Source organism: uncultured Streptococcus sp. (assembly GCF_963536705.1).
GTDB lineage: Bacteria > Bacillota > Bacilli > Lactobacillales > Streptococcaceae > Streptococcus.
This window is the reverse complement of sequence record NZ_CAUTAP010000008.1, coordinates 46,199-72,015: the sequence shown is the minus strand read 5'-3', so window position 1 is coordinate 72,015 and position 25,817 is coordinate 46,199. Positions and strand designations below refer to the sequence as shown.

The window sequence follows — 25,817 nt, the reverse complement described above, 5'->3', positions numbered from 1 at the left end:
CAGTTTCAAACGAAAGCATACAAATTAGGCTAAAATATATTTACAATTAGACAAGCATATTGTAGAGTGTTTCATTCCCGTTCAGATTGATAAAGGAGGGATCAAACTGCTCAATACGGTTAATCAAAGAAGCATAATCATGCTTATCAGCCAGAGAAATACCAATGAGAACTGGACCCGTTCCCTTGCTTGCCCGCTTGATATATTCAAAACGAGTGATGTCGTCATTGGGTCCTAAAATATCATTTACGAATTCACGCAAGGCACCCGGACGCTGCGGGAAGTTAACCACGAAATAGTGCTTGATACCATCATAAATAAGTGCCCGTTCTTCCATCTCTGGCATCCGGTTGATGTCATTATTACCACCTGAGATAATGCAGCAGATAGTCTTCCCCTTGATATACTCGCTCAGTACTTCCAAAGCAGCAACACTTGCAGCACCAGCTGGCTCTGCGACAATTCCTTGCTTGGAATATAGGTCAATGATGGTCTCTGAAATAAGACCTTCATCTACACCAATAAGGTTTTGAACATTCTTTTGTGTAACCTCATAGGTTGACGCACCGACCTTCTGAACTGCGATGCCGTCAGCAAATTTGTCGATTTCTTTAAGCTTGACCGGACCTCCAGCTTCAAAAGCTGCTTTCATACTGCGGGCACCGTTGGCTTCCACACCAATAACTTCGATAGCTGGTTGACTTTCTTTGATATAGGTTGAGACTCCTGATATCAGTCCGCCGCCGCCAACTGGTACTAAAACTGCATCAAAATCGATAGCTTCTCTCTTAGCCTCTTCTAAGATTTCATAAGCCACTGTTCCTTGACCAGCTTGGACATCATCATTGTCAAAAGGATCGATAAAGGTGCGATTTTCAGCCTTAGTATAGTCAAGCGCAGCCTTGGCCGAAGCATCAAAGGTATCTCCAACCAGCTTGATATCCACAAATTCACCGCCAAAGAAGCGAACCTGACCAATCTTCTGCTGAGGAGTCGTGATAGGCATAAAAATAGTTGCTGGAATTTTCATTTCCTTACAAGTATAGGCCACTCCTTGGGCGTGATTTCCCGCAGAAGCACAGACAACCCCACGCTGACGTTCCTCTTCATTAAGTTGAGAAATGGCATAATAAGCCCCGCGGAGTTTAAAAGAGCGTACCCGCTGCATATTTTCCTTCTTCAGGTAAATCTTGGCCTGGTACTTCTCCGACAAATAGTGGTCGTAGTCAAGCGGAGTATTGACAACCACATCTTTTAACACTTTATGAGCATGAGTGATATCTTTTGCTCTGAGCATATTTTTTCCTTCCCTATTCTTCCAGTTTATTCTCTATCAAGCAAAACAAGGGGCTGGGAATTCGCATTCCAACCCCTAATGTCTTATCTGCTCTTTATCTTAATTATAAATCTTGAAAGCATCGTCGTCGTTTTTACCAACGAATGGCATTGCTTTACGCAATTCTGCACCAACCTTTTCGATCTCCAGATTAGCCGCTTGCTCACGGTAAGCAGTGAGTTTTGGACGACCAGCTTTATAGTCATCAACGAAGTCATTAGCAAATTTACCATTTTGGATATCAGCCAAGACCGCTTTCATGTTTTCTTTGACTTGCTCAGTAATCACGCGCGGACCAGATACATAGTCGCCATATTCAGCTGTGTTTGAGATAGATTGGCGCATCTTCTTGAAGCCACCTTCATAGATCAAGTCCACAATCAGTTTCATTTCGTGCAGCACTTCAAAGTAAGCCAATTCTGGCGCATAACCAGCTTCGGTCAGAACTTCAAATCCTGCTTCAATCAGGGCAGTCAGACCACCACAAAGGACAGCTTGTTCACCAAAGAGATCTTCTTCTGTTTCTTCTTTGTAAGTTGTTTCAAGTAAACCAACACGAGCCGCACCAACACCCTTACACCAGTCCATGGCGATGTTTTTGGCATTACCAGTTGCATCTTGATATACTGCGTAAAGTGCTGGAACACCAAAACCTTCTTCGAAAGTACGGCGAACCAAGTGACCAGGGCCTTTCGGTGCACACATGAAGACATCTACATCGGCAGGAACTTTGATAAATTCAAAATGGATGTTAAAACCATGAGCAAATCCAACTGCGTTTCCAGCTTCCAAGTTTGGAGCGATTTCTGCTTCATAGAGATCTTGTTGGATTTCATCTGGAGCCAAAATCATGATAACATCAGCCAACTTAGCAGCTTCTGCTACTGTATAAGTATCAAAGCCATCTTCTTTAGCCTTGTCAAATGACTTACCAGGACGAACACCGATAATCACGTCGTGGCCTGTATCGCGCAAGTTTTGCGCATGGGCATGACCTTGTGAGCCATAGCCGATTACGGCAATTTTCTTACCGTCAAGTGCTGCTACTTTTACATCTTTTTCGTATTCCATTGTTACTGCCATAAGTTTTACTCTCTTTTCTATTTTTATTGCCTGTTAGGCGGTTTTAACAAATTAAAGGTTTGATTTAATCTCGGGTAAAGCCTGTTGCTCCAGTCCGAGCAATATTTTTGATACCATATGGGCGAATGACTCGAAGCAGAGCCTCGCTCTTCTCCGCATCACCAGTCATCTGAACGGTAATGGAGCTAGGTGCTACATCCACAACTGTTGCCCGGAATGGCTGGATAATAGACAGAATCTCTGCTCGCTTATCAGCTGGAGCCGAGACCTTAACCAGAATCACTTCACGCTCTAAGTGAGGACGGTCCGTAATATCTCGAACTCGAATCACATCAATCTGACGATTGAGTTGCTTGATAATCTGCTCGACTTCTGCCAATGAAGCCACATCAATGATGATGGTGATACGGGATACTTCTGGATTTTCCGTCGTTCCGACTGAGATACTCTCGATATTAACCTGACGTCTGGAAAGGACACCCGTGAAGCGGTTCAGAACCCCCGAACGGTTTTGGAGTTTAGCTGTCAACATTCTACGCATGGAACTTCACCCCCAACATCTCATGATTGCTCTTGCCAGCTGGCACCATTGGAAGAACGTGCTCCTTGCGAGAAATATCTACCTCAATAAACATCGGTATATCTTCCTTCAGGACTTCCAAATCCTGGACAATAGTCTCTGGATCGTCAAATTTATAGGATTTAACACCATAAGCCTGAGCCATGAGCTGGAAATCTGGCAATGTTTCAAAGACAGACTCAGAGGTACGACCATCATAGAAAGCTTCCTGCCACTGGCGCACCATGCCTAGCGAATGATTGTTAAGCATGATGACCTTAATCGGAATCTTATAGATATTGAGAATAGCCATCTCTTGGTTTGTCATCTGATAGCCACCATCTCCGACAAAGAGCACCACTTCCTTATCCGGGTTGGCAATCTTAGCCCCAATCGCTGCTGGAACACCGAAGCCCATGGTTCCTAGACCACCAGACGTTACCAGTTGACGCTCGTTTTTATACGGATAATATTGGGCGGCCCACATTTGGTGTTGACCCACGTCTGTTACGACGATAGCATCACCCTTGGTCAGCTCACCCACGCGCTCAATGACAGCTTGAGGCTGGACGACACGTTCTTTCTTATCATATGAGCGAACCCGTTCCTTATCCTGAGTTACTTTTTCAATCCACTTGCTGGTATTATTATGCACCTGCTCTTCATTCAGCAGCATCTGCAGGGCTTTCTTAGCATCCCCTACGATAGGAATATCCACGCTGATAATTTTTCCAATTTCCGCTGGGTCAATATCAATATGTGCTACTTTAGCGTTTTTAGCAAAGGTTTTCGGATTACCAGTCAGACGGTCATCAAAGCGGCAGCCGATACTAATCATAAAGTCGGCCTCAGTCATAGCAATATTGGCCGCAAAAGAACCGTGCATTCCACCCATACCTAAGAACAAAGGATGGTCTGTCGCAATGGTCCCTTGCCCCAACAAAGTAGTGACTACTGGAATCTGATACCGCTCCGCAAACGCAACCAATTCCGCTGCTGCCTCGGCATAACTGATACCCCCTCCCGAAAGAAGGACCGGCTTTTTAGCCTTAGAAATCTGCTTGATAATCTTCTTAATCTGCAATTCATTAGGCTCAATAGTCGGCTGGTAACTCGGCAGATGCAACTTGCTATCATAGATAAAGTCCGTTTCCAGAGCCGATACATCCTTAGGCAAATCAATAACGACTGGCCCAGGACGACCTGTCGTCGCAATGTGAATAGCTTCTGTAATAATACGCGGAATGTCTGCCGTCTCCCGAACCTGATAATTATACTTGGTTATAGGAGTCGTAATCCCAACAATATCCGCTTCCTGAAAAGCATCTTTACCAATCCCAGCCTTGGCTACCTGACCAGTAAAGACTAAAAGGGGGACGCTATCACTCATGGCATCAGCAATACCGGTAATGGCATTGGTCGCTCCCGGACCACTGGTCACAACTGCTACTCCGATTTTCCCAGTAGACTTAGCATAGCCTTCTGCTTCGTGAACACAACCTTGCTCATGGCGGCCTAGGATGTGACGGATGCCTTCAAAACTATAAATAGCATCATAAAGCGGCAGTACAGCACCGCCGGGATAGCCAAAAATCGTATCAACACCAAGACTTTTCAAGGTTTCCAAAACAAGCTCTGAGCCTGTCTTAGAAGTTTCTAATTTGATTTTCTCCATTCTTCCCCTTTCATTTATTTACAATTTTCTAAAAATTCAAAAAGCTTTCTACTATGATAACATTTTTGAAAAAAATTGCAAGCCATGCAGAATGTTTTTCTACATTTTTTCTCTAAATCCGAATGTTTTTTCTAATAAAAGATAAAAAGTCAGAACTATATTTATAGTACTGACACTTCATTGGAATATTCCTCACACAGATATTCACTTTAGCTAAAAACTAACTTATCTCACCTTTTCTCCAAAGCTGAATCTTATAGCTATAACCAGCCTTTCTCTTGGCCGATTCGGACGGCTTCTGTTCGATTTTCAGCATTTAGCTTGGTCAAAATAGCAGACATATAGTTACGAACCGTTCCATTTGACAGGTAGAGTTTTTCAGCAATTTCTTTATTGGACAGGCCAGTCGCCGCAGCTTGCAGGACTAGCCTCTCCTGCTGAGAGAGAGGGTTCCTACTGGTCATTAGCACCTCCATCAATTCCGGCGAATATTCCTTTTGCCCATCTAGAACGGTTTGGATGGTTTTCATCAAATCCGCAATGCTGCGCTCTTTGAGCACATAAGCATCTACATCCGCCTTAACAGCTCGCTCAAAGTAGCCCGGTCGCTTGAAGGTTGTGACGATGATGACCTTGATGTTGGGTCGATTGGCCTTGACCCATTCGAGAACGTCTAGGCCGGTTTGGTGGGGCATTTCCACGTCCAAAATAGCTACATCAACAGTTTCTGAGCTAAGACAGTCAATAGCCTTCTGCCCATCTGCGGCCTGATAGACTTCTTCGACATCTGGCTGCAGCTGCAAGAGCTGAGCTAGAGCATCTCTCAGCATACTTTGATCTTCTGCTAACAAAAGTTTCATGCTTCCTTCCCTCCGTATGGCAATTCAATCCGAATCCACGTCGGATCTTGGCTGCTAAGAATCTCAATCGTTCCTGACAAGGCAGACAGTCGCTCTCGAATACTATGCAACTCCCGACCAGTCAGCTTTTGAAAACCACAACCATCATCCTGAATGTCTAAAACAAGTTTTTCGTTTTTCTTTACCAAAGAAAAATTACTCTTTTTAGCCTTGGCATGCTTGATGATATTGGTCGCTGCCTCCAGCAAAATCATACTGATTGTTGACTGCTGACTCGGTGGGATACTGGCAACATTGAGCTGGTTATCTATTTTTACCTGAACGCCGCTCATCTCCAGCATGGCTCGAATGGTCACTAGTTCCTCGTCCAGCGTCCGATTCTTTAGATCGTTAATAATCCGCCGAACATCAGCCATGGACTTCTTGCTGATCTCTTGCACTTCCTGCAGTTCTTTTGCTGCCTTTTCATAGGCTTCCATCTGCAAAAACTGCTGAGCTAGCTCCGCCTTAACACTGAGCATAGCAAAGGTATGTCCTAGACTATCATGTAAGTCACGGCCAATCCGATTGCGCTCATTTTCTGCTAGAAAGAGATTCAGCTGGGCATTTTGTTTGGTCTTTTCTTCCTTGATTCGCTCGGTCGTCTGAATCCGATGGAGACCAAAGGTCAAACCATCCGAAAAGAGAAAAGTGACAATAAAGAAGAGTAGTTCTGCTGGACCAACATTCCCCATCAAATAATTAGTCAGCACAATAGCAGGCTGCAAATCAATAAAGGTCCAAAAACGCCAGGATTTAAACGAGACATCATCCAGCTCATAAATCAGCAGATTAGATAGATAAAAAATATACCAGGTAAATCCTGTATTTAACCAGACAGAACCATAGTATATGTAAGCAACCAAAAAACACCAAGAAAAAAATTGAATAAGGCGATGGTTACTTAGCAAAACCGCATAGTAAGCCACAACAAAAATAGCTGTCCAGAGCAAGAGGAAAAGCGGGTATTCCCCGCTGATTACTCCCGCCACTGGAAAGATGATAAAGACCAGCGCAATATGAAACATATAGTGAACTTGTTTAAGTTTTTCCCACATGCTTTTATTTTACCTCAATTCGCTTTTTGAGCTGCAGCACAAGAATGCTAACCAAAACCGTATAAATCAGAACAATCAAAGCAGCCTTGCCATTAAACTGATGGTGTTCTAAATAAGAAGACACGACTTGCATCAGTTGATAACTTGGCGTCAACTTACCGATTGGCTGGAGCCATTTTGGAAACATAGTCAGAGGGAACCATAGACCGCCCAGAACAGCCAGTGCCATATAGACAATATTGCCCACTACAGACATGAGTTGAGCACTTGGCAAGAGGCTGACCAATACACCCATGGCAATAAAGACCACACTTCCTACCAGAAGTATCAAGGCAATAACGAGCCAGTCCACCATTGGCAGATTGACCCCGCGTACAAAATGCCCGACTGAAAAGACCACGATAATGGAAAGCATGAAAGTCAACAGCGTACTACAGAGTTTTGATATATAGTATTTTACCATAGAAATCGGCGAGTGCTGAATCATTTTTTGCCAGTTATTATTTTTATCAGACTGCAAAGTGCTTGGAATGCTAAAGAAAGCACTAGACATGATACTAAAAAGAGTCATAGAGAAGAGGTAGCCTCGAAGCACATGTTCAGGCGTATCACTTCCAGACATCATTCCTGAGAAAATCAGGTAAAATACGCTGGGCAGACCAATAGACAAGAGATAATAAGCAGCCTGCCGCTTCATTAAAATCAACTCAATCTTCATAAGACTTGCCATATTTTTCATGATTACTCTCCTATTCTTGTGTCGTTTCAAAAATACTATCCAAGAGGGTACGGTTACGTACTTCAATCTCTTCGATTGTACAGCCGTTTTCCTGAAGAACCTGCCAGACCTGTCCAGCATCCCTAGTAGCAAAAGATAAAGCCTTTTGCTTGATTTCTAAATCAGTCACATTATCCAGTTTTTCCAGCACAGACTGATAAGTCAGCGGCAAGGTAAAGTGTTTTTCCTGCTCCTCACTGCGCATGGCATAAGGCGTTGTATCGCGAATCAACTCGCCCTTGTGCAGCACCAAAATCCGATCTGCCGTATGCTCGACTTCTTCGATATAGTGCGAAGAATAAACGATGGTCACTCCCTGCTGCTTGAGCTGATTAACAATTGCCCAGAAATGCTGACGAGTAGAGGTGTCCATAGCAGAAGTCGGTTCGTCCAAGAATAGAATCTTAGGACGGCCAATCAGACTCAGAACAAAAGAGAAGAGACGCTTTTGTCCACCAGACAGCTTGCTGGCCAACTGATTCTTTTGCTTGTCTGTAAATTGCAGCAAGTCATCAACTTCTTGATTGGACAAACTATTTGGATAAATAGCTTGGAAGAACGTCAAGAGTTCCTTGACCTTCAAATCCTCCACCACTGTATTTTCCTGTGGTAAAATCGCTACCGACTGCTTGAGATGATTGTCAGTCGGCTTTAGTCCCTGAATCCTTGCTTCACCTGCTGTCAGAAACTTATCGCCCAGCAAACAATCCATGAGAGTCGTTTTACCTGCTCCGTTGGGACCAATCAAGGCCACACAGTCACCTTGGGAGATTCCAAACGAAATATCCTTTAAAATCTCCTTACCATGAATGCTTTTAGAAAGCTTCTTTACTTCAATCAGTTCCATTTTACTCCTCCTTTGATTCAATAAAGCGCATGTGCATCTTTCCTTTATTTTTCCAAAGCCGGAAGAATAATAAAGACCAAATGCTTTTTGAATTCTTACAGCAATCTTTTATCATTTTGTTAACTATATTATAAGGCAAAGAAATTTTTCCTACTAGTTAATTTTGTCACCAGCTGACATGACAAATGTCACTATTCTGCTTTTAGAGCACAAAGCTAGCAAATATTGGAATAATCTGTTTATCTCCCTTCTGCATGAAGACACAAAAAAGCCGGTCCCCCTCGTTGAGAGGAGCCGACTAGTTGTATGTCTGTTGCAATTTAGATAGAAGCTGGAATTAAAGCAGCTTAATCTAAAAAATTTTTCAATAAACTAGCTACTCAATTTGTAAGATGAGGTGACCAACGCTTTTTAAACTTTAGCTCTGCACCTCTTCTTTGAGACCATTGAGCTTCAGACTCAGAATGAACATCTCAGGTGTAATATCCTTAATGTCCTTCAGTCCAAAACCTTGGAAGAAACTGTTCTTTTCCACCTCTTCGACATTGACCTTTTGCAAATCAATTTCAATCAAGGTCTGCAGTTTTTTATCCGCTGTAACTGAATAGTCAATATTAACACCTTCCAAACTCTTAGCTGCTACATAGTTTGAATCAGACTGCATTCCTTCACGAATGATAGTCGTCATTTCCTCTGGAGTCAAAGTAGCTGATGCCGCACTAGCTTCTTCTGGCAAGGAAGTAAGCAATTCCATCCGAAGATTCAAGATTTTCTTGCCCTGATAGGTAATTGTATCACGATGATGGATTTCTTCAATGTCTCCAACCAAGGTTTTAGAAACAATCTCTGTACTTTCAGAAGAAGAACTGGATGACTTGCTAGAGCTGGAGCTAGAGCTGGATTTAGTCCGCCTAGAAGAAGCTGCTGATTCAGAAGAATGTCTAGGACGATGCTTGCTGAAGCTAGGAAACACACAGCCCGTCAAGAGTACCGAAGCAGAAATAACAAGAATGAAAAATTTTTTCATAGTTCACCTTTTTTACTTTTTATTTGTTACAGTATAACATAATACCAGTTTCTTGTCTAAGTATTTTCTATAAAATAATAAAAGACAACCTTTCGATTGCCTTTTTATGCTATTCAACACTAAAAATATATGGATAAACCGGCTGACTGCCCTGATGAATTTCTACTTCGACATCCTCGAATTGTTCCATCAAATCTTGAGCAAGACTGCTAGCCAACTCTTCGCTGCCGTCTTCACCGATATAGATAGAGACAATCTCGCTGTCTTCATTGAGCATCTTGCTGAACGTTTCTTTCAAAGCCGTCAGCATATCTGGATTAGAAACAACAATCTTACCATCCACCATACCGAGGTTGTCATTTTCATGAATTTCCAAGCCATCAATCGTCGTATCACGAACCGCAGTCGTCACGCTGCCGCTGACTACTTCTGCCAAGGCTGCAGTCATACGCTCTTGGTTTTCCTCGATAGTCTTGCCGCCATCAAAAGCTAGGAGACTGGTCAAGCCTTGAGGGATCGTGCGAGTCTCAATAACAGCTGCAGGCTGTTCAATCACTTCTGCTGCTGATTGGGCTGCCATGAAGATGTTTTTATTATTTGGCAAGATAATAATATTACGAGCATTGACTTGCTCCACAGCTTTGATAAAGTCTTCCGTTGATGGGTTCATAGTTTGCCCGCCAGAGATGATGTAGTCAACTCCTTGAGCCTTAAAGATTTCAGCCAGACCATCACCAGCCACTACAGCAATAATCGCAAACTCTTTTTCTTGAGCCGGCTTAGCTGAGCGCTCTTCCTTTTCAACCTGGGCTTCGTGTTGGTTGCGCATATTGTCAACCTTGACCTTGACCAAACTACCGTACTTGAGACCTTCCTGCATAACCAATCCTGGATCTTCAGTATGGACATGGACTTTGACGATTTCATCATCGTTGACTACCAACAGGGAATCTCCCAAATCGTTTAGGTAGTTGCGGAACTCATCATAATCAAAATCTTTTACATAGGTTGGTCCTGTCTTAAGGGCCACCATGATTTCAGTACAATAGCCGAAAGTGATGTCTTCTGTCGCAACATGGCCAGCTACAGACTTATGATGCTCAGCATTAATCATCTCAGACATGGTCGCAGGTGTCGCCACGAAGTCCTCGGAAGCAATATATTCGCCTGTAAGAGCAGACAGGAAGCCTTCGTAGATAAAGACCAACCCTTGACCGCCAGAGTCCACAACACCGACTTCTTTCAGAACCGGCAGCATATCCGGTGTCTTAGCCAAAGCAGCCTTTGCTCCTTCAAGAGCTGCTTTCATAACTTCTACAGCATCATTAGTGACTTCAGCTTTCTTCTTGGCTCCGATAGCCGCACCGCGGGAAACAGTCAAAATCGTTCCCTCAACCGGCTTCATAACTGCCTTGTAAGCCACTTCTACACCAGACTGAAAGGCCAGAGCTAGATCTTCACCAGTCAGCTCTTCATGCTCTTTCACACTTTGAGAAAAACCGCGGAAAAGCTGGGAAGTGATAACTCCTGAGTTACCACGCGCGCCCATCAAAAGGCCTTTCGCAAAGATACCCGCCGCTTCGCCAACTGTTGAAGCAGACTTATCTGACACTTCCTTGGCACCATTTTCAATGGTCATGCCCATGTTGGTCCCTGTATCGCCATCTGGAACCGGGAAGACATTCAAAGAGTTTACATATTCAGCCTGTTTATTTAAGCGAGTAGATGCCGCCTGCACCATTTCTTGAAATAAACTAGTAGTAATATTTGCCACGATTATTCTCCTACGACTTTAATATTTTGGATATAAACATTCACTGCATGGGCAGTAATTCCGAGCTTGTTTTCCAAACTGAATTTAACACGCTCTTGGATGTTTTTGGAAACTTCGCTGATTTTGACTCCATAGCTTAACACAGTGTAGACATCAACTGCGATATCACCTTCATCAGTCGCTTTCACAACCACGCCCTTAGCATAGTTTTCTTTTCCTAAAAGGGCTTGAAAATTATCCTTGATTGCATTTTTGCTGGCCATGCCAACTACACCAAAAATTTCAGTCGCTGCACCGCCGACGATTGTCGCAATCACATCATCAGTCAGCTCAATTTGACCATCTTTTGTATTAATTTTCACAGTCATAATTTGTACCTCAAAAGTATTTTATAGTTTATTCTACCATATTTTATACAGGGTGTAAAAGAGGAAGGGTCTAAATCAACTGTCTAGGCGGAAATTTACAAGCAAAAAAGGACGGAAAATTTCCATCCTTTTAAATAAAAATTAAACGCGTTCAACTTTACCTGATTTAAGGGCACGAGCTGAAGCCCAAACTTTTTTAGGTTTACCGTCAATCAAAACAGTAACTTTTTGAAGATTTGGTTTAACAGCGCGTTTTGTTTGGTTCATCGCGTGAGAGCGGTTGTTTCCTGATACAGTCTTACGACCAGTAAAGTAACATACTTTAGCCATTATCGTGTTTCCTCCTATTAGATCTAATATTACGGATGTGCTAGCACCACATACCTTCCTATATTACCAAAAAACTTGACGTTTGACAAGTACATTTGTCCAAAGTTTCGAAATTAATCCGTTTTCCTAAACATAGCTAATCTTCAAAGAACCGAAAGCTACGTTGCCTTTGACATAGAGAGTTTTTCTCTTTTCATTGACATTGCGGGGATTGTAGACAGAGCCAAAGGCATTATCTACATCCAGCTCTACACGCCAGTCGCTGGGCACATAAAGCATCACACTGCCAAAAGACAGATCCACTTCAAAAGTTGCTGAGTCCCCTTCGATAGTCGCATTATCAAAATAAACCGATGCACTGCCAAAAGCACAGTCTAACTTTTCATAGGTGAAGTTATCTGAGTTGATATAGCGCGTGCCGCTGCCAAAAGCAATATCATCTTTTGAGGAAGAAGAGGCAGTTGAGAAGATACGCCCCTTAAAAATGCGCCGGGGCTTGAAAATCATATTGAGACCGATGCAAGCCAGAATACCACCCAAAACCAAGGTTCCTGTTGAAATAGCTAAAAAGTGGTAAACGGCATTGGCAATAATCAGCGCAATAACTGCCATGATCAGCCCAGTGCCAAAGTCTCTTTCTAAGAAATTTTCCAAGGCGAAATAGGCAAACATTGCAACTACTAGCATGGGCCAAATATTAAAATTGAAGGCAGGAATCCCAAAATTCCCCTGCAGCAGAACCCAAGCTGCCAAGACTAAAAAGCCGATTCCAAAAATTGTTTTTTTCATGAAAATTACCTCGTTTCGTTTAACTTTTCTTTTAAAATTTGATAGTAGTGTCGGGAAACGTGCACTTGTTTATGTGTGTCATAAAATTGGATAGTACTGGTTCCCGAAAATGATTTATCCAAAGCGTAAATAGCCTTGGCATTGGCAATAGTAGACTTTGAAATGCGACAGAAATATGCCGGAAGTCTCTCTTCTAATTCGTATAGCTTCAATTTGACTTCATAAGCATCATCCCTGCTATGAGCATAAATTTTGGTAGCATCCGTTTCAAAAAATAAAATATTCTTCAAATCGACAAAATATTCACTTGTATCCTTATAGAAAGCTATCGGTTGACGGTTGGCTTGTTCAAGAGCTGCTTGAATCCGAGCCACCTCTTCACCATATTGAGCCGTTCGGATAACGACTTCAGTTTCTGCCATATCTGTATCAAGCTCAATCCTAATCTTCATAGCCACTCCTTTCCTTGCTTCTGACTTCATTATAACAATTTTCAAAAAAGAAACAAGGCATTTTCAGTAAGTGGTTATTTTTGATAACTAAGTGGTAGCTTACCCTTCTCAAAAAATGTTAAGCAAATTTGATTTCTCATCCTAGACTCTCCAATAGATTCGTTTAGTATAAAAGCACGACTTACACATATTGAATATCTGTCTTATTTTATGATCAAACAAATTTGAAAACTTTTTTCCTTCTGATATAATAGTACCTCAGGAGGTACTATATGTCTAAACAAAAAATTAATCGCTTTGTCGGATCTATTGGAGCTTTTATTGGGATCCTTGTCTTTATTGCATATATTCCACAAATTATCGCTAACTTACAAGGAGAAAAAGCTCAACCATTCCAACCACTATTCGCAGCAGTTTCTTGTTTAATTTGGGTAATCTATGGTTGGACCAAAGAACCTAAAAAAGACTGGATCCTTATCATTCCCAATGCGGCAGGAGTGATATTAGGCGGTCTAACTTTTCTTACTTCTTTATAAGAATTAGATAAACAAAACCAGCAACCCATGAAAAAGTTGCTGGTTTTCTTTCTGCCGATTGCAGGGATCGAACCTGTGACCTACGCGTTACGAGTGCGTTGCTCTACCAACTGAGCTAAATCGGCGTCTTTTCCCCTTTATTTTAGCATCTTGAGTTTTTTTGTCAAGTTAGAATTTCACAATTTCTTAACCCAAATCAAACAAGGGTTGCTTTTATCCCAAAGTTCAGGAAAAATTTCTAACTTTTTAAAGCCCTGAGCCTGATAAAAAGCGTTAGTTCTGTCATAGGTAGGATAATAACCTGGTGCTACCGTTTTTACTTGCAGATAGGATGCTTTTTGACGAGCAGATTTTTCTAAAACTTCTAGAAGTTGACTACCAATTCCCGCTCTATGATAGAATTTCTTAACAGCTAAGCAGTCAATCTCTGCACAATCTTCACTAGAATAAGATAAGCTTACAAAGCCAGCCAATTTACTCTCCTGATAAGCAACCCAAACTTGTAAATCCCTAGCTCCTTCAATGTAAGCTTGTGTACTTTCAGGTATTCCAAACCATTCTGGTAGATCCTTTAAAACTTCACTGACTGCTATCATCTTTTGTTTTTCTTCCTTCACTTCTTCAATCGCTACCATCTTTAAATCCTTTCATGTTTTAAGCTTTAGGACTAAACATATTTTCCATCTTACGAACCCGCACTTTCGTAGGCATCCAATCCCCTATCCCAGAGTTTGAGCGAAATGAAAAAGAAAACAAGGGAAATCAGAATCAAACCACCAATGTTAAAGAGCCCATTTTTGTCCTGCAAGAAATAGCTAGCAGGATAGTAGGCTGTAAAAGCAAAAGGAACGATAAAACTAATCAACCAACGAAGGAGCGAATTGTAAATGGAAATCGGGTACTTGGCAAAATCATTAAACATATAGAAAATGTAAATCATAGCACCTGACTGCTTGGTCCAAAAAGCGATACTGGCTGTCGCGATTTTCAAAGAAGTATAAATCAGGGTCGCAAAAGGAATGCAGACTAGGAAAAGCAAGAACTTGGGAATAGTCCAAGTAATGCTAGAGAACGTTGTCGCTAGTAAAATTCCACCGACCAAGAGCTCACCCAAGGCATCAATCTGAAAAGTCTCGACTAGGATGTGAAAGAGAGGATTGATAGGACGAGTCAGATACTTGTCAAACTCTCCCTTTCTCACCAATCGTTGCCCCAGTGCCCAGAGATTGTCAAAAAAGAGATGGTCCAGTCCCTTGGGAATCAAGGAAAAACCATAGATAAAGGCAATCTCTTGAAAGGTCCAGCCTTCTAGCGAGGGGATGTGTTGAAAGATGACATTGAGAAACAAGAGGTTCAAGCCTTGGGTCAGGAAGACACCTAAAACACCAACCACAAAATCAACCTTGTATTCCATGATTTGCTTGATGTACTGTCTGATAAAAATCAGATGCATGCGCTGATATTTTTTCATACTAACCTCCTTGAATGGTGATAAATGACTGGACTCTTTTCCAAATCAACTGAGACAAGCCCACCATCACTAAGAGCCAGAAAAACTGTAGCAAAAGCGCTTGATGAATCTGACTGGCATCGTATTTCCCAACGATAATCATAACCGGAGTGTAAATCAAGGATGAAAAAGGCAAAAAGGAAAGAATATTTGAAACAATTTTAGGAAAGAAAGCCAAGGGAATCAAACTCCCCGACATAAAGGCCACTATAGAAGTCTTGAGTAGATTAGAACCCCATAGATTTTTAAATACAAAGGCTGAAAATCCAAAGCAGATATTAAAGAAAAAGTTAATCAGGTAGGCCAGCGTTAAGCTAAAGAGATAAAGGACAGTTAATCCCAGCACTTCTACAATCCCTTGCCCAGAAAGGATTTTTACCAATACAATGACACATAGAAATGGAACTCCAACAGAAATAAAAATCAACCACTTGGAACCAAGTTCGGTGAAGAGATAGGAGGCCGCAAAATGAACTGGTCTCAGCAAGCGCATGATAATGGAACCATCCTTGACCTCCTCCCCGATCATAAAGGAGCTATCCGACCTGGTCAGAAGATTAGTCACAAAACTCATGATGATGTAGAGGGTGATATCTGCCATACTAAAGCCTTGAATCAAGGACTCTTGCGAGGAATCAAAGACCGCCTTCCAAAGATAGAAAGCGACAAAAGCTCCCATGACATCACCAATCCGATAAAGAAGAAAATTGACTCGATAGGTAATCAACTCCTGAATCCCTGCATTGATAAAGGGTTTATAACGTCTCCACAATTTGACCATCTTAGAGCTCCTTTCGGTAGAAGCGACGGATAATATCCTCAATATCCGTATCCACCATCTTCAAATCGCGAATCTCAAAATCAGACAAGGTTTGCTTGATAATATCAGCTGACTGGTAGCGGGAACTATCGTATTGAATGTTGAGGCTATTTCCTTGTCTATCAATGGTCATATCAGGCAAGCCTTCAAACTGAGAGACGAGATGACTTTGGCCTGGCACCAGTTCAAAAGAAAGAGTCTTCATCTTTCCAAAGGTCTCTTTAAGCTGGCTCACCGTTCCATCAAAAATCTCCTGCCCCTTGTCAATCATAAAAATTCGATCACAGAGTTGCTCAATATCACTCAAATCGTGAGTAGTCAATAGAATGGTTGTTTCTTCTTCCTGATTGATCTGGGTAATGGCCCGGCGAATGTTATCCTTGACCGAAACATCCAAACCAATGGTCGGCTCATCTAAAAAGAGAACCTTAGGATTATGGAGCAAGGAAGCAGCAATGTCCGCACGCATCCGTTGACCCAGTGAAAGAGTCCGCACGGGGTCTTTGATAAATTCCTTCAAATCCAAGACTTCATTCAAAAAGTCCATGCGCTTATGGAAAAGTGAGTCTGGCACATCATAAATCTCCTTTAAGACCGTGTAGGTCTCTTGCAGAGCCAAATCCCACCACAGCTGGGTTCTTTGTCCAAAGACAACTCCAATGTCCTTGACATAATCTTGACGATTGTCCTGCGGAATTTTACCGTTAATCCGACACAAACCAGAAGTGGGCTTCAAAATCCCGGTCAGCATTTTAATGGTTGTCGACTTCCCAGCACCATTAGCCCCGATAAAGCCTAAAATCTGTCCCTTAGGAACCTCAAAGGTCAAATCCTTGACCGCCTCAAAGGTCTGCTTTTCAGGATGAATAAAGGAGCGCAAAGCCCCCTTCAAGCCTGGTTCCTTAACCGTCTTCACAAAATTTTTCTGAAGATGCTCTACTTCTATCATTGCCATACGTTTCTCAATATCCTATCATTCAATTCATGTTACAGACCATTTCCCCACCTAACTCAGGAAAAACAGAATCTTATCTCCTCACTATACTACCACTTTTACCCCTAAAGGAACATAGATATTTAAAATTTATTTTATTTTTACGAACCAAAAAAGCCTGCCTATAAGGGCAGGTTAGTATTGTAAAAAGAGAACTATTTTGAACAATATAATTCACTATTTAAGCAAGTCGCTAATCTTTCATAATTCTTTTCACAATCCCATTTCTATCAATTAGAAAACAATCTGAAAAGGTCATCTGTTCCCATTTTTCATAATCAAAACTGGAATAAAAGTGATGAAGTAGTATTCCTATCAAATTCCCGTGTGAACTAAGTAAAATCGTTTTTTCTGATATCATAGACACTCATTAGATGTCTATTAACTACGAATTTTTGACTGATAGATGTTAGTAATTCATTTTCCTTTTGTAAACTGATTTTGTGAAATACAAATGTGGAGACTAAAACACAAGAATGAAACTAAAAAGCCACTACTACATTATTTTAGTTTTTTCAGAATATTATTGTACGAAAAATAGGTTGTGTATGTAAGATCCTAGTGACTTCTGAGATTAGTCTAGCACCTTACTTTCTAAACTATAACAATGGTTTGTTTAAAATACTTTCTAATGTATCACTTTCTTCTGTATTCCTTTCTTCAAGTTGCGCATCTCTCCATCTATCATAGTCTTCATCCGCATATAAAAAGCTATTGTATTTCTGTTGCAGATATTCTTCAAGATTGAATTGTAAACTGGAATAATCAAATTTCTCCACTTTGATATCATCCCATTGATAAATATCCGTTAACTTTTCAGTTAACTTTTCTTGAAATTCTGAAACCTGTCCTTCAACTTCCCAATCCAAATCAAAGCCATCTGGGTCATTAGTAAAATCAACGTCTTCCTCTTCCAAAGTATTGCTACTGTCTAAATAATCTTGGAGCAACTCAATTTTTTTCTGTCTAAAAACGCTATAGCAGTACATCTCTTTTAAAGAACCCTCTTGATAATCATCATTTTCTATACTTACCTCATAAATTATCTCACTTATTGCATTTACAATAGCATCTAGTTCTTCCGAGTCAAGATAAGGACTATTTACTAGTTTATCTAAAACACTTTTATCATCAAGAATACTCAGAAATACTCTTTTCATTGCTTTATCATCAGAAAAATAAATCTGACTAATAATATTACTCCACCCATTCTGATAAATATTTAAATTATTCCGCCCATCATATATTCTCAGCAACTCCTCAAAATCAGTCTTAAATTTTGAAAATTGATTTAAATATATAATAGATAGGATTTTTTCGCCAATAAAATCATCTTTATCTTTGAAGTTGTTCCAATCAGCCAATAGTTTACTAAAAAACATAGCCTGTGTGTCATTTAATTCACCTAAAATATAACTACCACATCCTTTACATAATTGATGAAGATAAATAGAATTCTGAGTTAATTTTTGGGTTATATTGGGATACTCTTTTAATTTATCATTTAAAAAGTCAATAATACTAGGATTAAAAAAGTCCACCTTACTTATACTGTCAAAGCTTTCCTTTGTAAAAGCTAGCCATGAGCCATCTAGTTTTTTTAACGATTTTTTAAAATCAAATATTGGATTAAGTTCCAAAGTATGAAGTGAATTTATTAACCACTCTTCTTCAACAGGATAAGCATCGAATTGTAATAAAGAAAATAGCAAATATTTCTCTTCAATCTTCAGATTATCGAATAAATTATTATAAAGCTGATTGGGATGGTCAAGATAATACATTACATAATCATAAAAACTTCCGCTAGCTTCCTTGAAATTATTTGCTATTAATTCTATTGACCTAGGAAAATAATTTCGGTGTCGTACAATTTTCCTCCAATCCTTTCCAATAAGGTTGTTATATTTTCCTACAAGTTCTACTTTATCGGTATTTGTAAGATATTGTACTTTTCGTTCAAATACTTTCCTGAAAATGTAAGCTCTGTCAATAACAGAATACTTAGATAAATCAATGATAAATCTTCTTTGCTCTGTGAATTTTTCATCTATTAATTTTTGAAACTCAAAATTTATCAATGTTGCATCTTGAAGAATTTGAGTACGAGAGTTTAAACAAATAAAAAGGTTATTGGTGTTAGTAGAGGCCGAATATAATTTTTTTATATCTTGTAATACCCTCTCTCCAACATCAAACTTATTACGCCCCAAGAAATCATCAAAAACCACAAAAAGATTTCTATCCTCATTATCTCGATAATTTTCATTATATAATCTAAGAACTTCATTAATATCTTCTACCCTACGCATAATGATATCAAAGATATTCTTCTTATTATTTAAAAATAGATTTCCAAGCATTGAACAAGTTGTTGTTTTACCAATTCCAGCTGGCCCTTGAATTAATAAAATATGTTCCCTTTGTAAAATATGATAAGCTTCTCCTAGAAAACGTGTTTCAACAAAATAGTGAGCATCAAAATCTGAAAAATAGTCTTTTGATTCCGCCTCTATATTTTTCAACTTAATATTTCTCAAAACATTTGTTATATCTTTCTCCAGCAATCCATACTTTATAAAAATCTCTCTATATTCTTTCTGTTGGGAAAGAGTTATTAACGTAGAAGAGAATATAATATAATCATCAGTTGGAATAGCATTAGGAATTTTTTTATTTGCGTAATCACGAATCTCCTTTAAACCCGCAGGAGATAGCCCCATACTTGTAACAATAACGTAATTGAAACCAGCTTCCCAACCATATTTTTCTTTGGTCAGAGCAATCTTATCAATTTCCTCTTTCAAAAGTTTTACAGCTGTAGCATGATTTTTTGTTACCTGCCATCGTTTAGCTTGGATAACGAGAGAGGGAGAAGCAATATCATCAATGCCGTCAATACCATCATCTTTGCCTTCCTTAAACCCATGAAGACTACTATTCTTAAATTTTTTCTTTACAATCTCAATGGCAAAATTTTCAAAGTCTGATGTAGTCATTCCATCAGCACGAATACCAATATCCATAGTTCTCCTAATTCTAAAATCCCTACAAATGTTTAATCACATAATACGCTTCGGACTATTCTATGTTCTTCTTATTCTTTCTTTAGTAAGACTAATAAGATTTGGATACCTATCATTCAATTCATCAAGATATCCTGCCTCTAAGCCGCATAAATCCTCAATTAAAAAATTCGGCAACAATTTATTGTATACTCTATAAATATCAGCGGATATATCCATTACAATTCTATTTTCCACTAATAGCTCTACTGACTGTTTTAAAGATAGAGGATTGCTAATCAATTTCGTTGAGTCTAAGGGCTCATTTTTTCTCCAACCTCTGTAACTAAGTTTCTTATACAAGTTTGTATACTCATTGGAATCTATGATATTCAATGACTTAGCACGCATTATCATCATACTAATTGAGACTTGCCAAATTCTTTTTAGATACCTGTAGTACTCTAGATCATTTTCATGCCCAATGATAGAAGCTTTAAACGAATCCTTTGGCAATAGAAATTCAGCCGCAAACTCATTCGCTTCGTCTTCCATTTGCTTATATTCAATTGCTCCCATGTCTTGAGGCGACTTACAATTTTCATGCATTAACCAATGTCCTAATTCATGGGCTAAACTAAACTGCTGACGATAGAATGAATACTCTGTCCCTTCTAATATAACAACATAATACTCATTATTATTTACTTTAACAGCTGAACCAAAAGCATCAACTTTATCACTCTGAGTGTCTATTCTAGAAATAACAAAACCTTTTTCTTCCATCAACAACGACAAGTTATCAATTGGTCTATCTCCAAGTTCCCATTTCTCTCTTATGTAGCTTGCGTATTCTTGTGGAGTATAGTCTAAACCAGAAAGGCCCCAGTCAAGATTTGGAAAATCAATAAATTTTCCCAAATAATCTCTTATTAAAGCAACATAGTTTTTATTTATTTCTGCAGGCATTTTTTCTGTTTGAGTCGCTGTGTAACGACTTCTAAAAAATGTGCCTGTAGAACTTAAGCTAAAATTATCATTTCCAAAAAAGAAATCTCTCGGAAACTTTAATTTCTTTTCCAATATTTCTAACGATTCTTCACTTGGCGTTGCTCGTCCTTTTTCATATTTAGAAACCATTTGTTTTGAAACGTTTAAAAACTCTGCAATCTGAGTAATACTTTTTTTGTTAAAAAGTCTTGCCTCTTTTAAGCGAGCACCATTAAAACTAATCTGAAGCATTATTTACTCCTGTTTTATATAAAATATCATAATTTAGTATTCTCTTCCTTCTTTTCAACAGGAAGACTAACATGCTTTTGTGACTCCAATTGTTTCTGTACGCCAGATTTCAATGCCACAAGAGGTTTTTCAGGATTATTTCCACGTCCATCTTCTTCAAGTTTTGTAAAATCAAATTCTGTGATATTTACAGCATCAATAAATTCACAAAAGGCATTTACCTGATTAACAATCACTTCTTTAGTTTTTTTATCAAAGGTAACGACCCTAATCTCATCAATAGAATCATAATAATCTCCCAATAATTTCTTAGCTTGTTCAATTTGAGAATTGCTCATCCCATCATCATCTAGGTCATTGAATAATTCAATGGATAGTTTACCGTCTTCTTTTCCATTTAAATGAGAATTTTTTGCACGTGCTATACAAGTAAGATAGTGATGCTTTTCGTATTTATTAGTTACACCTTCAAATCTTTTCTTCATCATAAAAACATACAGGACACCCTCAATAATTATTCCTCTTGCCGTCCACAGAGCACCCATACACATAGTGGGTGATATTAAATCATTTACTTTAGCAGTATTTACAATATCACGATAAATAAAATCCCAAATTAAAATTGGTAGACTATTCTTAGTTTCAAACTCATTATCAAAAAATATTTTATCAATATCTCTCTTGTGACTTGTTGAAAATACTTGAGCAAACTTAAAGATTTGGATTGGTAAATTTTCCATAGAGCACCTCGTTTAAATTTATAGTCTTATTTTAAGATTTTCTTGCAAAAAAGTCAACTATTATTGGTTTTTATTATTAATTTTTTATCTTCCTTATCTATCAGGATACTTTTAATACTTAGATCACAAAACTAGAAAAATCATATTGTTATTTTGAATGAAAGTTCTATCATTAATTTAGCTACTTTGTATTCCTAAAAATTAGATGTTCCAATTTACTTTGGAAAAGACAGTGATTTCCTTTGAAAACAGGCGTAAAGCTGTTATATTCGTTCTCCAAGGGTAGTCTTAGAATCATTGTAAAAAATTACATTCGTTTAACAATTTTGGATATAGTAGTCTTAAGTATATCCTCTATAAAAGCAAACACAAAAAACCCACCCTTACGGGCAGGTTTCTGTTTTGTAGTCTTCAGCTAGATTAAGCTTTACCTTCTGAACCGAATACGTCGATACGTTCTTCAACTGATGCTTGGATGGCTTTTACACCGTCAGCCAAGAATTTACGTGGGTCGAAGAGTTTTTTCTTGTCGTATTCTGCTTCGTTTGCTTCGTAGTCACGAGCAAATTTACGAGTTGCGTTAGCGAATGCGATTTGGCATTCAGTGTTAACGTTAACTTTCGCAACACCAAGTTTGATAGCTGCTTGGATTTGGTCATCAGGAATACCTGAACCACCATGCAATACGATTGGGAAGCCTGGAAGAGCTTCTGTCAATTTCTTCAAGTGGTCAAGGTCAAGACCTTCCCAGTTTGCTGGGTATGGACCGTGGATGTTACCGATACCAGCTGCCAAGAAGTCGATTCCAGTTTCAACCATTGCTTTAGCGTCTTCGATTGGAGCCAATTCACCTTTACCAATGATACCGTCTTCTTCACCACCGATAGTACCAACTTCAGCTTCTACTGAGATACCTTTAGCGTGTGCTTTTTCAACGACTTCCTTAGCCAATTTAAGGTTTTCTTCTACTGGAAGGTGTGAACCATCAAACATGATAGAAGTGTAACCAACTTCGATACACTCAAGTGCATCTTCGTAGTGACCATGGTCCAAGTGAATCGCAACTGGTACAGTGATGCCCATTGATTCTACAAGGTTAGCGATCAAGTTGCGAGCAACTTTGTAGCCACCCATGTATTTAGCAGCACCCATTGAAGTTTGGATAAGCACTGGTGCTTTCTTAGCTTCTGCCGCACGCAGGATAGCTTGAGTCCACTCAAGGTTGTTTGTGTTGAATCCACCAACTGCGTAACCATTGTCACGAGCTGCTTGGACAAATTTTTCTGCTGAAACGATTGCCATTCTTATCAGGCCTCCTCTTATTTTTTGTGGTTAAACCACTTACATTGTTTATTTTATCACTTTTTCACTAAAATTGCTAGTTTTTCCTGAAATTTTAAAGAATTGCAGGTAGACACTTAGCCTTTTTAAGCGTCTCTATTGCAAAAAGAAAAAGCTGGCCGAAGCCAGCTTACTTGATGCGGAGAGAGGGACTTGAACCCTCACGACCTAAAGCGGTCACAGGATCCTTAGTCCTGCGCGTCTGCCAATTCCGCCATCCCCGCGATTGAGTACCTTACTAGTATAACAGGACAGCTAAGGCTTGTCAAGAATATTTTTTAGTTTATTTCAAAAAATCAACTTTCTACTCAATCAGCAAATCTAGGAAATCTAAGCGAAATGAAGCTAAAGCAGGAACACAGAAAACTCAAGGCTGCTGCGTTGCAATAAAGACAGCCACCGTTTGGCCGGGATCGTATTTTTCAAAGTCAATAGTGTAGTCCCGACGAAGCTCACCTGTTTCTTCTGCCTGCCAAATCCTCTGCCAAGCATGAAGAATCGCTTGCGGATCTTCCTTATCAGCCTCAAATACTTGATAGGTCTGCTCGGATGTATCAAAATCATAGACTTCCCCATCTGTCAAACGGCAGATAGAGAGACTGTAGTCTCCTTTGTAATCACTGGCATAGTCATGATAGACGGCATAAACCGGCTCCCCTTGGGCAAAAGCTTCTTTCACAGCTCCCTCTTGTTCCTGCCAGAGAGCTTGGATTTTTTCTATACAATGCTCATCTTGAAAATTATTAGTACGAATACTAGCTAAAATGTTTAGAAACATCTTCTTCCCTCCTTTTATTTTTCATTACAACATTTCTCTAGAAAAATCGCTTATCCTAGAAAAAGCAAGTCTATCTCTCCTGGCTCTTTTCTACCGCTGCTGTGACAAAAGCCCTATAAAGACCTTCAGCTCGGTTCGGTCGGCTGGAAAGCTCTGGGTGATACTGACAAGCAACGAAGAATTTATTTTCTGGGATTTCCACTATTTCGACCAAGCGATTGTCTGGTGAAACTCCAGAAAATACAAATCCAGCTGCCTCAAACTGCTCGCGGAAAGCATTGTTAAACTCATAGCGATGACGGTGACGGCGCTTAACGACTTCTTGATAGTCGTAAGCCGCTGCTGCCTTAGAGCCACGCTTAAGTTTAGAAGGATAGAGCCCCAGTCTCAGCGTTCCACCCAAGTCTTCGACATCAATCTGATCACGCATGAGATCAATAATCGGAAATGGTGTGTCTGGATTGAGCTCCGCTGAGTTAGCATCTGCCAATCCCAGGACGTGACGGGCGAATTCGACACAGGTTAGCTGCATGCCCAAGCAAATCCCCAACATAGGCACATCCTGCTCACGCGCATAGCGGATTGCCTGAATCTTACCCTCAGTTCCTCTCTGACCAAAACCACCCGGAACGATAATCCCATCCGCACTTCCAAGAAGCTCTGCTGCGTTTTGGGCAGTTACCTGATTCGCATCAATCCAGTCAATCTTAACCTCCGCATCATTGGCATAGCCGGCATGCTTCAGCGCTTCGACAACTGAAATATAGGCATCTGGCAACTCAACATACTTACCGACCAGAGCAATATGAACCTGCTTTTCCAGACTCATCACTTTCTCAACCATAGCTGACCACTCTGTCATATCCGCTACCGGTACATCCAGTTTCAGATGGTCGCAGACGATTTGGTCCATCTTTTGGGCCTGCAAATTAAGAGGAATTTGGTAAAGATGCTCTACATCCAGCGACTCAATGACCGCATCAGGCGCTACATCACAGAATTGAGCCAGTTTGTTTTTGATGTTTTGTCCAACTGTTTGCTCAGTCCGAATGACCAACATATTTGGCTGAATCCCCAGACCTCGCAGCTCTTTGACAGAATGTTGAGTCGGTTTGGTCTTCATTTCACCGGCTGCCTTGAGATAGGGCAGGAGAGTTGTATGGATATACATGACATTGTCTGCTCCGACGTCAGCCTTCATCTGGCGCAAAGCTTCTAAGAAAGGAAGAGACTCGATATCCCCCACTGTACCACCGACCTCTGTGATAATCACATCCGAGTCCGTCGTCCGTGCTGCCCGCTTGATCTTGTCCTTGAGAGCATCCGTAATATGCGGAATGACTTGGACCGTCGCCCCCAGATACTCGCCTTTACGCTCCTTGCGTAGGACTTCGCTATAGATCTTACCAGTGGTGACATTGGAGTATTTATTGAGATTAATGTCAATAAAACGCTCATAGTGCCCCAGATCCAGATCCGTCTCAGCTCCATCATCTGTCACAAACACCTCCCCATGCTGATAAGGGCTCATGGTGCCAGGATCAATGTTGATATAGGGGTCAAATTTCTGAATCGTAACCTTGAGGCCTCGGTTCTTCAAAAGCCGACCCAAGCTAGCTGCCACAATCCCTTTCCCGATAGAAGAAACTACACCGCCAGTGACAAAAATATATTTAGTTGACATACGTGCTCCTTTTCATAAAACAATTCATTTCAGCAACCACGTCGTTGCTGGAAACTTATCTAGAGGAGGATTTCCCATATTCTGTCTGAAAAAGAAAAATAGCTCCCTGAAAACAGGAAGCTCTGACCTCTAAAAGAGGTGCCCGAACAGTATGATATCGCAAACCTAAAAAATTGTCAAATGTTTTCATTC

At 40.1% G+C, this 25,817-nt stretch carries 25 protein-coding genes, 2 tRNA genes and 1 pseudogene; 1 reads left to right on the top strand and 27 read right to left on the bottom strand.

The features are described 5' to 3' along the window. Positions 1-46 precede the first annotated feature (46 nt). The 14 genes from ilvA to RWX26_RS06055 all read right to left on the bottom strand — a co-directional run bounded on the left by ilvA (position 47) and on the right by RWX26_RS06055 (position 12,975). A complete protein-coding gene (gene ilvA / locus RWX26_RS06120; RefSeq protein ID WP_125347104.1) occupies positions 47-1,297 on the bottom strand; it encodes a threonine ammonia-lyase IlvA in 1,251 nt (416 codons plus the stop codon). Positions 1,298-1,396: 99 nt separating this feature from the next. Beyond that, positions 1,397-2,419, bottom strand: a complete 1,023-nt coding sequence (gene ilvC / locus RWX26_RS06115) for a ketol-acid reductoisomerase (RefSeq protein WP_125357312.1) — start codon at positions 2,417-2,419, stop codon at positions 1,397-1,399. A gap of 64 nt (positions 2,420-2,483) precedes the next feature. Continuing rightward, a complete protein-coding gene (gene ilvN, locus RWX26_RS06110) occupies positions 2,484-2,960 on the bottom strand; it encodes an acetolactate synthase small subunit (RefSeq protein WP_002898887.1) in 477 nt (158 codons plus the stop codon). Then, complete coding sequence (locus RWX26_RS06105) at positions 2,953-4,653, bottom strand: acetolactate synthase large subunit (protein WP_314580105.1); 1,701 nt, start codon at positions 4,651-4,653, stop codon at positions 2,953-2,955. Before RWX26_RS06105 ends, ilvN begins: the two co-directional genes overlap by 8 nt. Positions 4,654-4,913: 260 nt before the next feature. Next, a complete protein-coding gene (locus tag RWX26_RS06100) occupies positions 4,914-5,513 on the bottom strand; it encodes a response regulator transcription factor (protein ID WP_002893668.1) in 600 nt (199 codons plus the stop codon). Further along, complete coding sequence (locus RWX26_RS06095) at positions 5,510-6,610, bottom strand: sensor histidine kinase (protein ID WP_314580103.1); 1,101 nt, start codon at positions 6,608-6,610, stop codon at positions 5,510-5,512. Before RWX26_RS06095 ends, RWX26_RS06100 begins: the two co-directional genes overlap by 4 nt. Positions 6,611-6,614: 4 nt before the next feature. Then, positions 6,615-7,349 carry an ABC transporter permease gene (locus RWX26_RS06090; RefSeq protein ID WP_314580100.1) on the bottom strand — a complete coding sequence of 245 codons (735 nt, stop codon included), beginning with the start codon at positions 7,347-7,349 and terminating at the stop codon, positions 6,615-6,617. A gap of 10 nt (positions 7,350-7,359) precedes the next feature. Then, positions 7,360-8,235 (bottom strand): ABC transporter ATP-binding protein, encoded by an 876-nt coding sequence (locus RWX26_RS06085; RefSeq protein WP_314580099.1) that lies wholly within the window; start codon positions 8,233-8,235, stop codon positions 7,360-7,362. A 418-nt stretch (positions 8,236-8,653) separates the two neighbouring features. Then, complete coding sequence (locus tag RWX26_RS06080) at positions 8,654-9,262, bottom strand: SP0191 family lipoprotein (RefSeq protein ID WP_002902401.1); 609 nt, start codon at positions 9,260-9,262, stop codon at positions 8,654-8,656. Positions 9,263-9,371: 109 nt separating this feature from the next. Next, positions 9,372-11,036, bottom strand: a complete 1,665-nt coding sequence (locus tag RWX26_RS06075) for a DAK2 domain-containing protein (RefSeq protein ID WP_002902400.1) — start codon at positions 11,034-11,036, stop codon at positions 9,372-9,374. Between the two features lie 2 nt (positions 11,037-11,038). Next, positions 11,039-11,404, bottom strand: coding sequence for an Asp23/Gls24 family envelope stress response protein (locus tag RWX26_RS06070; protein ID WP_002893676.1), 366 nt, complete (start codon positions 11,402-11,404; stop codon positions 11,039-11,041). Between the two features lie 141 nt (positions 11,405-11,545). Further along, positions 11,546-11,734, bottom strand: coding sequence for a 50S ribosomal protein L28 (gene rpmB, locus RWX26_RS06065; RefSeq protein WP_001140948.1), 189 nt, complete (start codon positions 11,732-11,734; stop codon positions 11,546-11,548). 126 nt (positions 11,735-11,860) lie between these two features. Beyond that, positions 11,861-12,523 (bottom strand): LiaF transmembrane domain-containing protein, encoded by a 663-nt coding sequence (locus tag RWX26_RS06060; protein ID WP_002905297.1) that lies wholly within the window; start codon positions 12,521-12,523, stop codon positions 11,861-11,863. A gap of 5 nt (positions 12,524-12,528) precedes the next feature. Continuing rightward, the gene (locus RWX26_RS06055) at positions 12,529-12,975 is read right to left on the bottom strand and encodes a LytTR family DNA-binding domain-containing protein (protein ID WP_023917202.1); all 447 of its coding nucleotides are present in this window, start codon (positions 12,973-12,975) and stop codon (positions 12,529-12,531) included. 272 nt (positions 12,976-13,247) lie between these two features. Here RWX26_RS06055 and RWX26_RS06050 point away from each other — a divergent pair, with 272 nt between their 5' ends. Beyond that, on the top strand, positions 13,248-13,511 hold the full coding sequence (locus RWX26_RS06050) for a SemiSWEET family transporter (RefSeq protein WP_002902394.1): 264 nt from the start codon (positions 13,248-13,250) through the stop codon (positions 13,509-13,511). Positions 13,512-13,563: 52 nt separating this feature from the next. Here RWX26_RS06050 and RWX26_RS06045 read toward each other — a convergent pair. The 13 genes and pseudogenes from RWX26_RS06045 to RWX26_RS05985 form a co-directional block, all read right to left on the bottom strand. Beyond that, positions 13,564-13,636: transfer RNA gene (locus RWX26_RS06045), tRNA-Thr, on the bottom strand. Positions 13,637-13,687: 51 nt separating this feature from the next. After that, complete coding sequence (locus RWX26_RS06040; RefSeq protein WP_002902392.1) at positions 13,688-14,146, bottom strand: GNAT family N-acetyltransferase; 459 nt, start codon at positions 14,144-14,146, stop codon at positions 13,688-13,690. A 50-nt stretch (positions 14,147-14,196) separates the two neighbouring features. Continuing rightward, positions 14,197-14,982 (bottom strand): ABC transporter permease, encoded by a 786-nt coding sequence (locus RWX26_RS06035; protein WP_002905302.1) that lies wholly within the window; start codon positions 14,980-14,982, stop codon positions 14,197-14,199. 1 nt (position 14,983) lies between these two features. Further along, on the bottom strand, positions 14,984-15,802 hold the full coding sequence (locus RWX26_RS06030; RefSeq protein WP_049553359.1) for an ABC-2 family transporter protein: 819 nt from the start codon (positions 15,800-15,802) through the stop codon (positions 14,984-14,986). Position 15,803: 1 nt separating this feature from the next. Next, complete coding sequence (locus RWX26_RS06025; protein ID WP_049553360.1) at positions 15,804-16,796, bottom strand: ATP-binding cassette domain-containing protein; 993 nt, start codon at positions 16,794-16,796, stop codon at positions 15,804-15,806. A 232-nt stretch (positions 16,797-17,028) separates the two neighbouring features. Next, positions 17,029-17,190 (bottom strand): annotated as a pseudogene (locus tag RWX26_RS06020) (phosphoglycerate mutase); the annotation flags it as partial. A 244-nt stretch (positions 17,191-17,434) separates the two neighbouring features. Then, complete coding sequence (locus RWX26_RS06015; protein WP_314580086.1) at positions 17,435-19,861, bottom strand: ATP-binding protein; 2,427 nt, start codon at positions 19,859-19,861, stop codon at positions 17,435-17,437. A gap of 60 nt (positions 19,862-19,921) precedes the next feature. Next, positions 19,922-21,082 (bottom strand): XRE family transcriptional regulator, encoded by a 1,161-nt coding sequence (locus RWX26_RS06010; protein ID WP_314580084.1) that lies wholly within the window; start codon positions 21,080-21,082, stop codon positions 19,922-19,924. Positions 21,083-21,108: 26 nt separating this feature from the next. After that, positions 21,109-21,822: a DUF5986 family protein gene (locus RWX26_RS06005; RefSeq protein ID WP_314580083.1), complete on the bottom strand. Its 714-nt coding sequence runs from the start codon at positions 21,820-21,822 to the stop codon at positions 21,109-21,111. A 420-nt stretch (positions 21,823-22,242) separates the two neighbouring features. Beyond that, entirely contained in the window at positions 22,243-23,124 is an 882-nt protein-coding gene (locus tag RWX26_RS06000; protein ID WP_002908770.1) for a class II fructose-bisphosphate aldolase, read from the bottom strand. Between the two features lie 177 nt (positions 23,125-23,301). Beyond that, positions 23,302-23,387 (bottom strand) — tRNA-Leu (locus tag RWX26_RS05995). A 143-nt stretch (positions 23,388-23,530) separates the two neighbouring features. Continuing rightward, the gene (locus tag RWX26_RS05990; protein WP_314580082.1) at positions 23,531-23,941 is read right to left on the bottom strand and encodes an effector binding domain-containing protein; all 411 of its coding nucleotides are present in this window, start codon (positions 23,939-23,941) and stop codon (positions 23,531-23,533) included. 70 nt (positions 23,942-24,011) lie between these two features. Continuing rightward, a complete protein-coding gene (locus RWX26_RS05985) occupies positions 24,012-25,625 on the bottom strand; it encodes a CTP synthase (RefSeq protein WP_314580080.1) in 1,614 nt (537 codons plus the stop codon). Positions 25,626-25,817 lie beyond the last annotated feature (192 nt).

What these genes read in the sequence shown, in the direction of transcription:
- ilvC (WP_125357312.1), bottom strand. Translation starts at nt 2,419, where the DNA reads ATGGCAGTAACAATGGAATACGAAAAAGATGTAAAAGTAGCAGCACTT.
- rpmB (WP_001140948.1), bottom strand. Translation starts at nt 11,734, where the DNA reads ATGGCTAAAGTATGTTACTTTACTGGTCGTAAGACTGTATCAGGAAAC.
- RWX26_RS06105 (WP_314580105.1), bottom strand. Translation starts at nt 4,653, where the DNA reads ATGGAGAAAATCAAATTAGAAACTTCTAAGACAGGCTCAGAGCTTGTT.
- RWX26_RS06010 (WP_314580084.1), bottom strand. Translation starts at nt 21,082, where the DNA reads ATGCTTCAGATTAGTTTTAATGGTGCTCGCTTAAAAGAGGCAAGACTT.
- RWX26_RS06030 (WP_049553359.1), bottom strand. Translation starts at nt 15,802, where the DNA reads ATGGTCAAATTGTGGAGACGTTATAAACCCTTTATCAATGCAGGGATT.
- RWX26_RS05985 (WP_314580080.1), bottom strand. Translation starts at nt 25,625, where the DNA reads ATGTCAACTAAATATATTTTTGTCACTGGCGGTGTAGTTTCTTCTATC.
- RWX26_RS06025 (WP_049553360.1), bottom strand. Translation starts at nt 16,796, where the DNA reads ATGGCAATGATAGAAGTAGAGCATCTTCAGAAAAATTTTGTGAAGACG.
- RWX26_RS06050 (WP_002902394.1), top strand. Translation starts at nt 13,248, where the DNA reads ATGTCTAAACAAAAAATTAATCGCTTTGTCGGATCTATTGGAGCTTTT.
- RWX26_RS06100 (WP_002893668.1), bottom strand. Translation starts at nt 5,513, where the DNA reads ATGAAACTTTTGTTAGCAGAAGATCAAAGTATGCTGAGAGATGCTCTA.
- RWX26_RS06015 (WP_314580086.1), bottom strand. Translation starts at nt 19,861, where the DNA reads ATGGATATTGGTATTCGTGCTGATGGAATGACTACATCAGACTTTGAA.
- RWX26_RS06070 (WP_002893676.1), bottom strand. Translation starts at nt 11,404, where the DNA reads ATGACTGTGAAAATTAATACAAAAGATGGTCAAATTGAGCTGACTGAT.
- ilvN (WP_002898887.1), bottom strand. Translation starts at nt 2,960, where the DNA reads ATGCGTAGAATGTTGACAGCTAAACTCCAAAACCGTTCGGGGGTTCTG.
- RWX26_RS06080 (WP_002902401.1), bottom strand. Translation starts at nt 9,262, where the DNA reads ATGAAAAAATTTTTCATTCTTGTTATTTCTGCTTCGGTACTCTTGACG.
- RWX26_RS06095 (WP_314580103.1), bottom strand. Translation starts at nt 6,610, where the DNA reads ATGTGGGAAAAACTTAAACAAGTTCACTATATGTTTCATATTGCGCTG.
- RWX26_RS06000 (WP_002908770.1), bottom strand. Translation starts at nt 23,124, where the DNA reads ATGGCAATCGTTTCAGCAGAAAAATTTGTCCAAGCAGCTCGTGACAAT.
- RWX26_RS06060 (WP_002905297.1), bottom strand. Translation starts at nt 12,523, where the DNA reads ATGAAAAAAACAATTTTTGGAATCGGCTTTTTAGTCTTGGCAGCTTGG.
- RWX26_RS06085 (WP_314580099.1), bottom strand. Translation starts at nt 8,235, where the DNA reads ATGGAACTGATTGAAGTAAAGAAGCTTTCTAAAAGCATTCATGGTAAG.
- RWX26_RS06090 (WP_314580100.1), bottom strand. Translation starts at nt 7,349, where the DNA reads ATGAAAAATATGGCAAGTCTTATGAAGATTGAGTTGATTTTAATGAAG.
- RWX26_RS06040 (WP_002902392.1), bottom strand. Translation starts at nt 14,146, where the DNA reads ATGGTAGCGATTGAAGAAGTGAAGGAAGAAAAACAAAAGATGATAGCA.
- RWX26_RS05990 (WP_314580082.1), bottom strand. Translation starts at nt 23,941, where the DNA reads ATGTTTCTAAACATTTTAGCTAGTATTCGTACTAATAATTTTCAAGAT.
- RWX26_RS06035 (WP_002905302.1), bottom strand. Translation starts at nt 14,982, where the DNA reads ATGAAAAAATATCAGCGCATGCATCTGATTTTTATCAGACAGTACATC.
- RWX26_RS06005 (WP_314580083.1), bottom strand. Translation starts at nt 21,822, where the DNA reads ATGGAAAATTTACCAATCCAAATCTTTAAGTTTGCTCAAGTATTTTCA.
- RWX26_RS06055 (WP_023917202.1), bottom strand. Translation starts at nt 12,975, where the DNA reads ATGAAGATTAGGATTGAGCTTGATACAGATATGGCAGAAACTGAAGTC.
- ilvA (WP_125347104.1), bottom strand. Translation starts at nt 1,297, where the DNA reads ATGCTCAGAGCAAAAGATATCACTCATGCTCATAAAGTGTTAAAAGAT.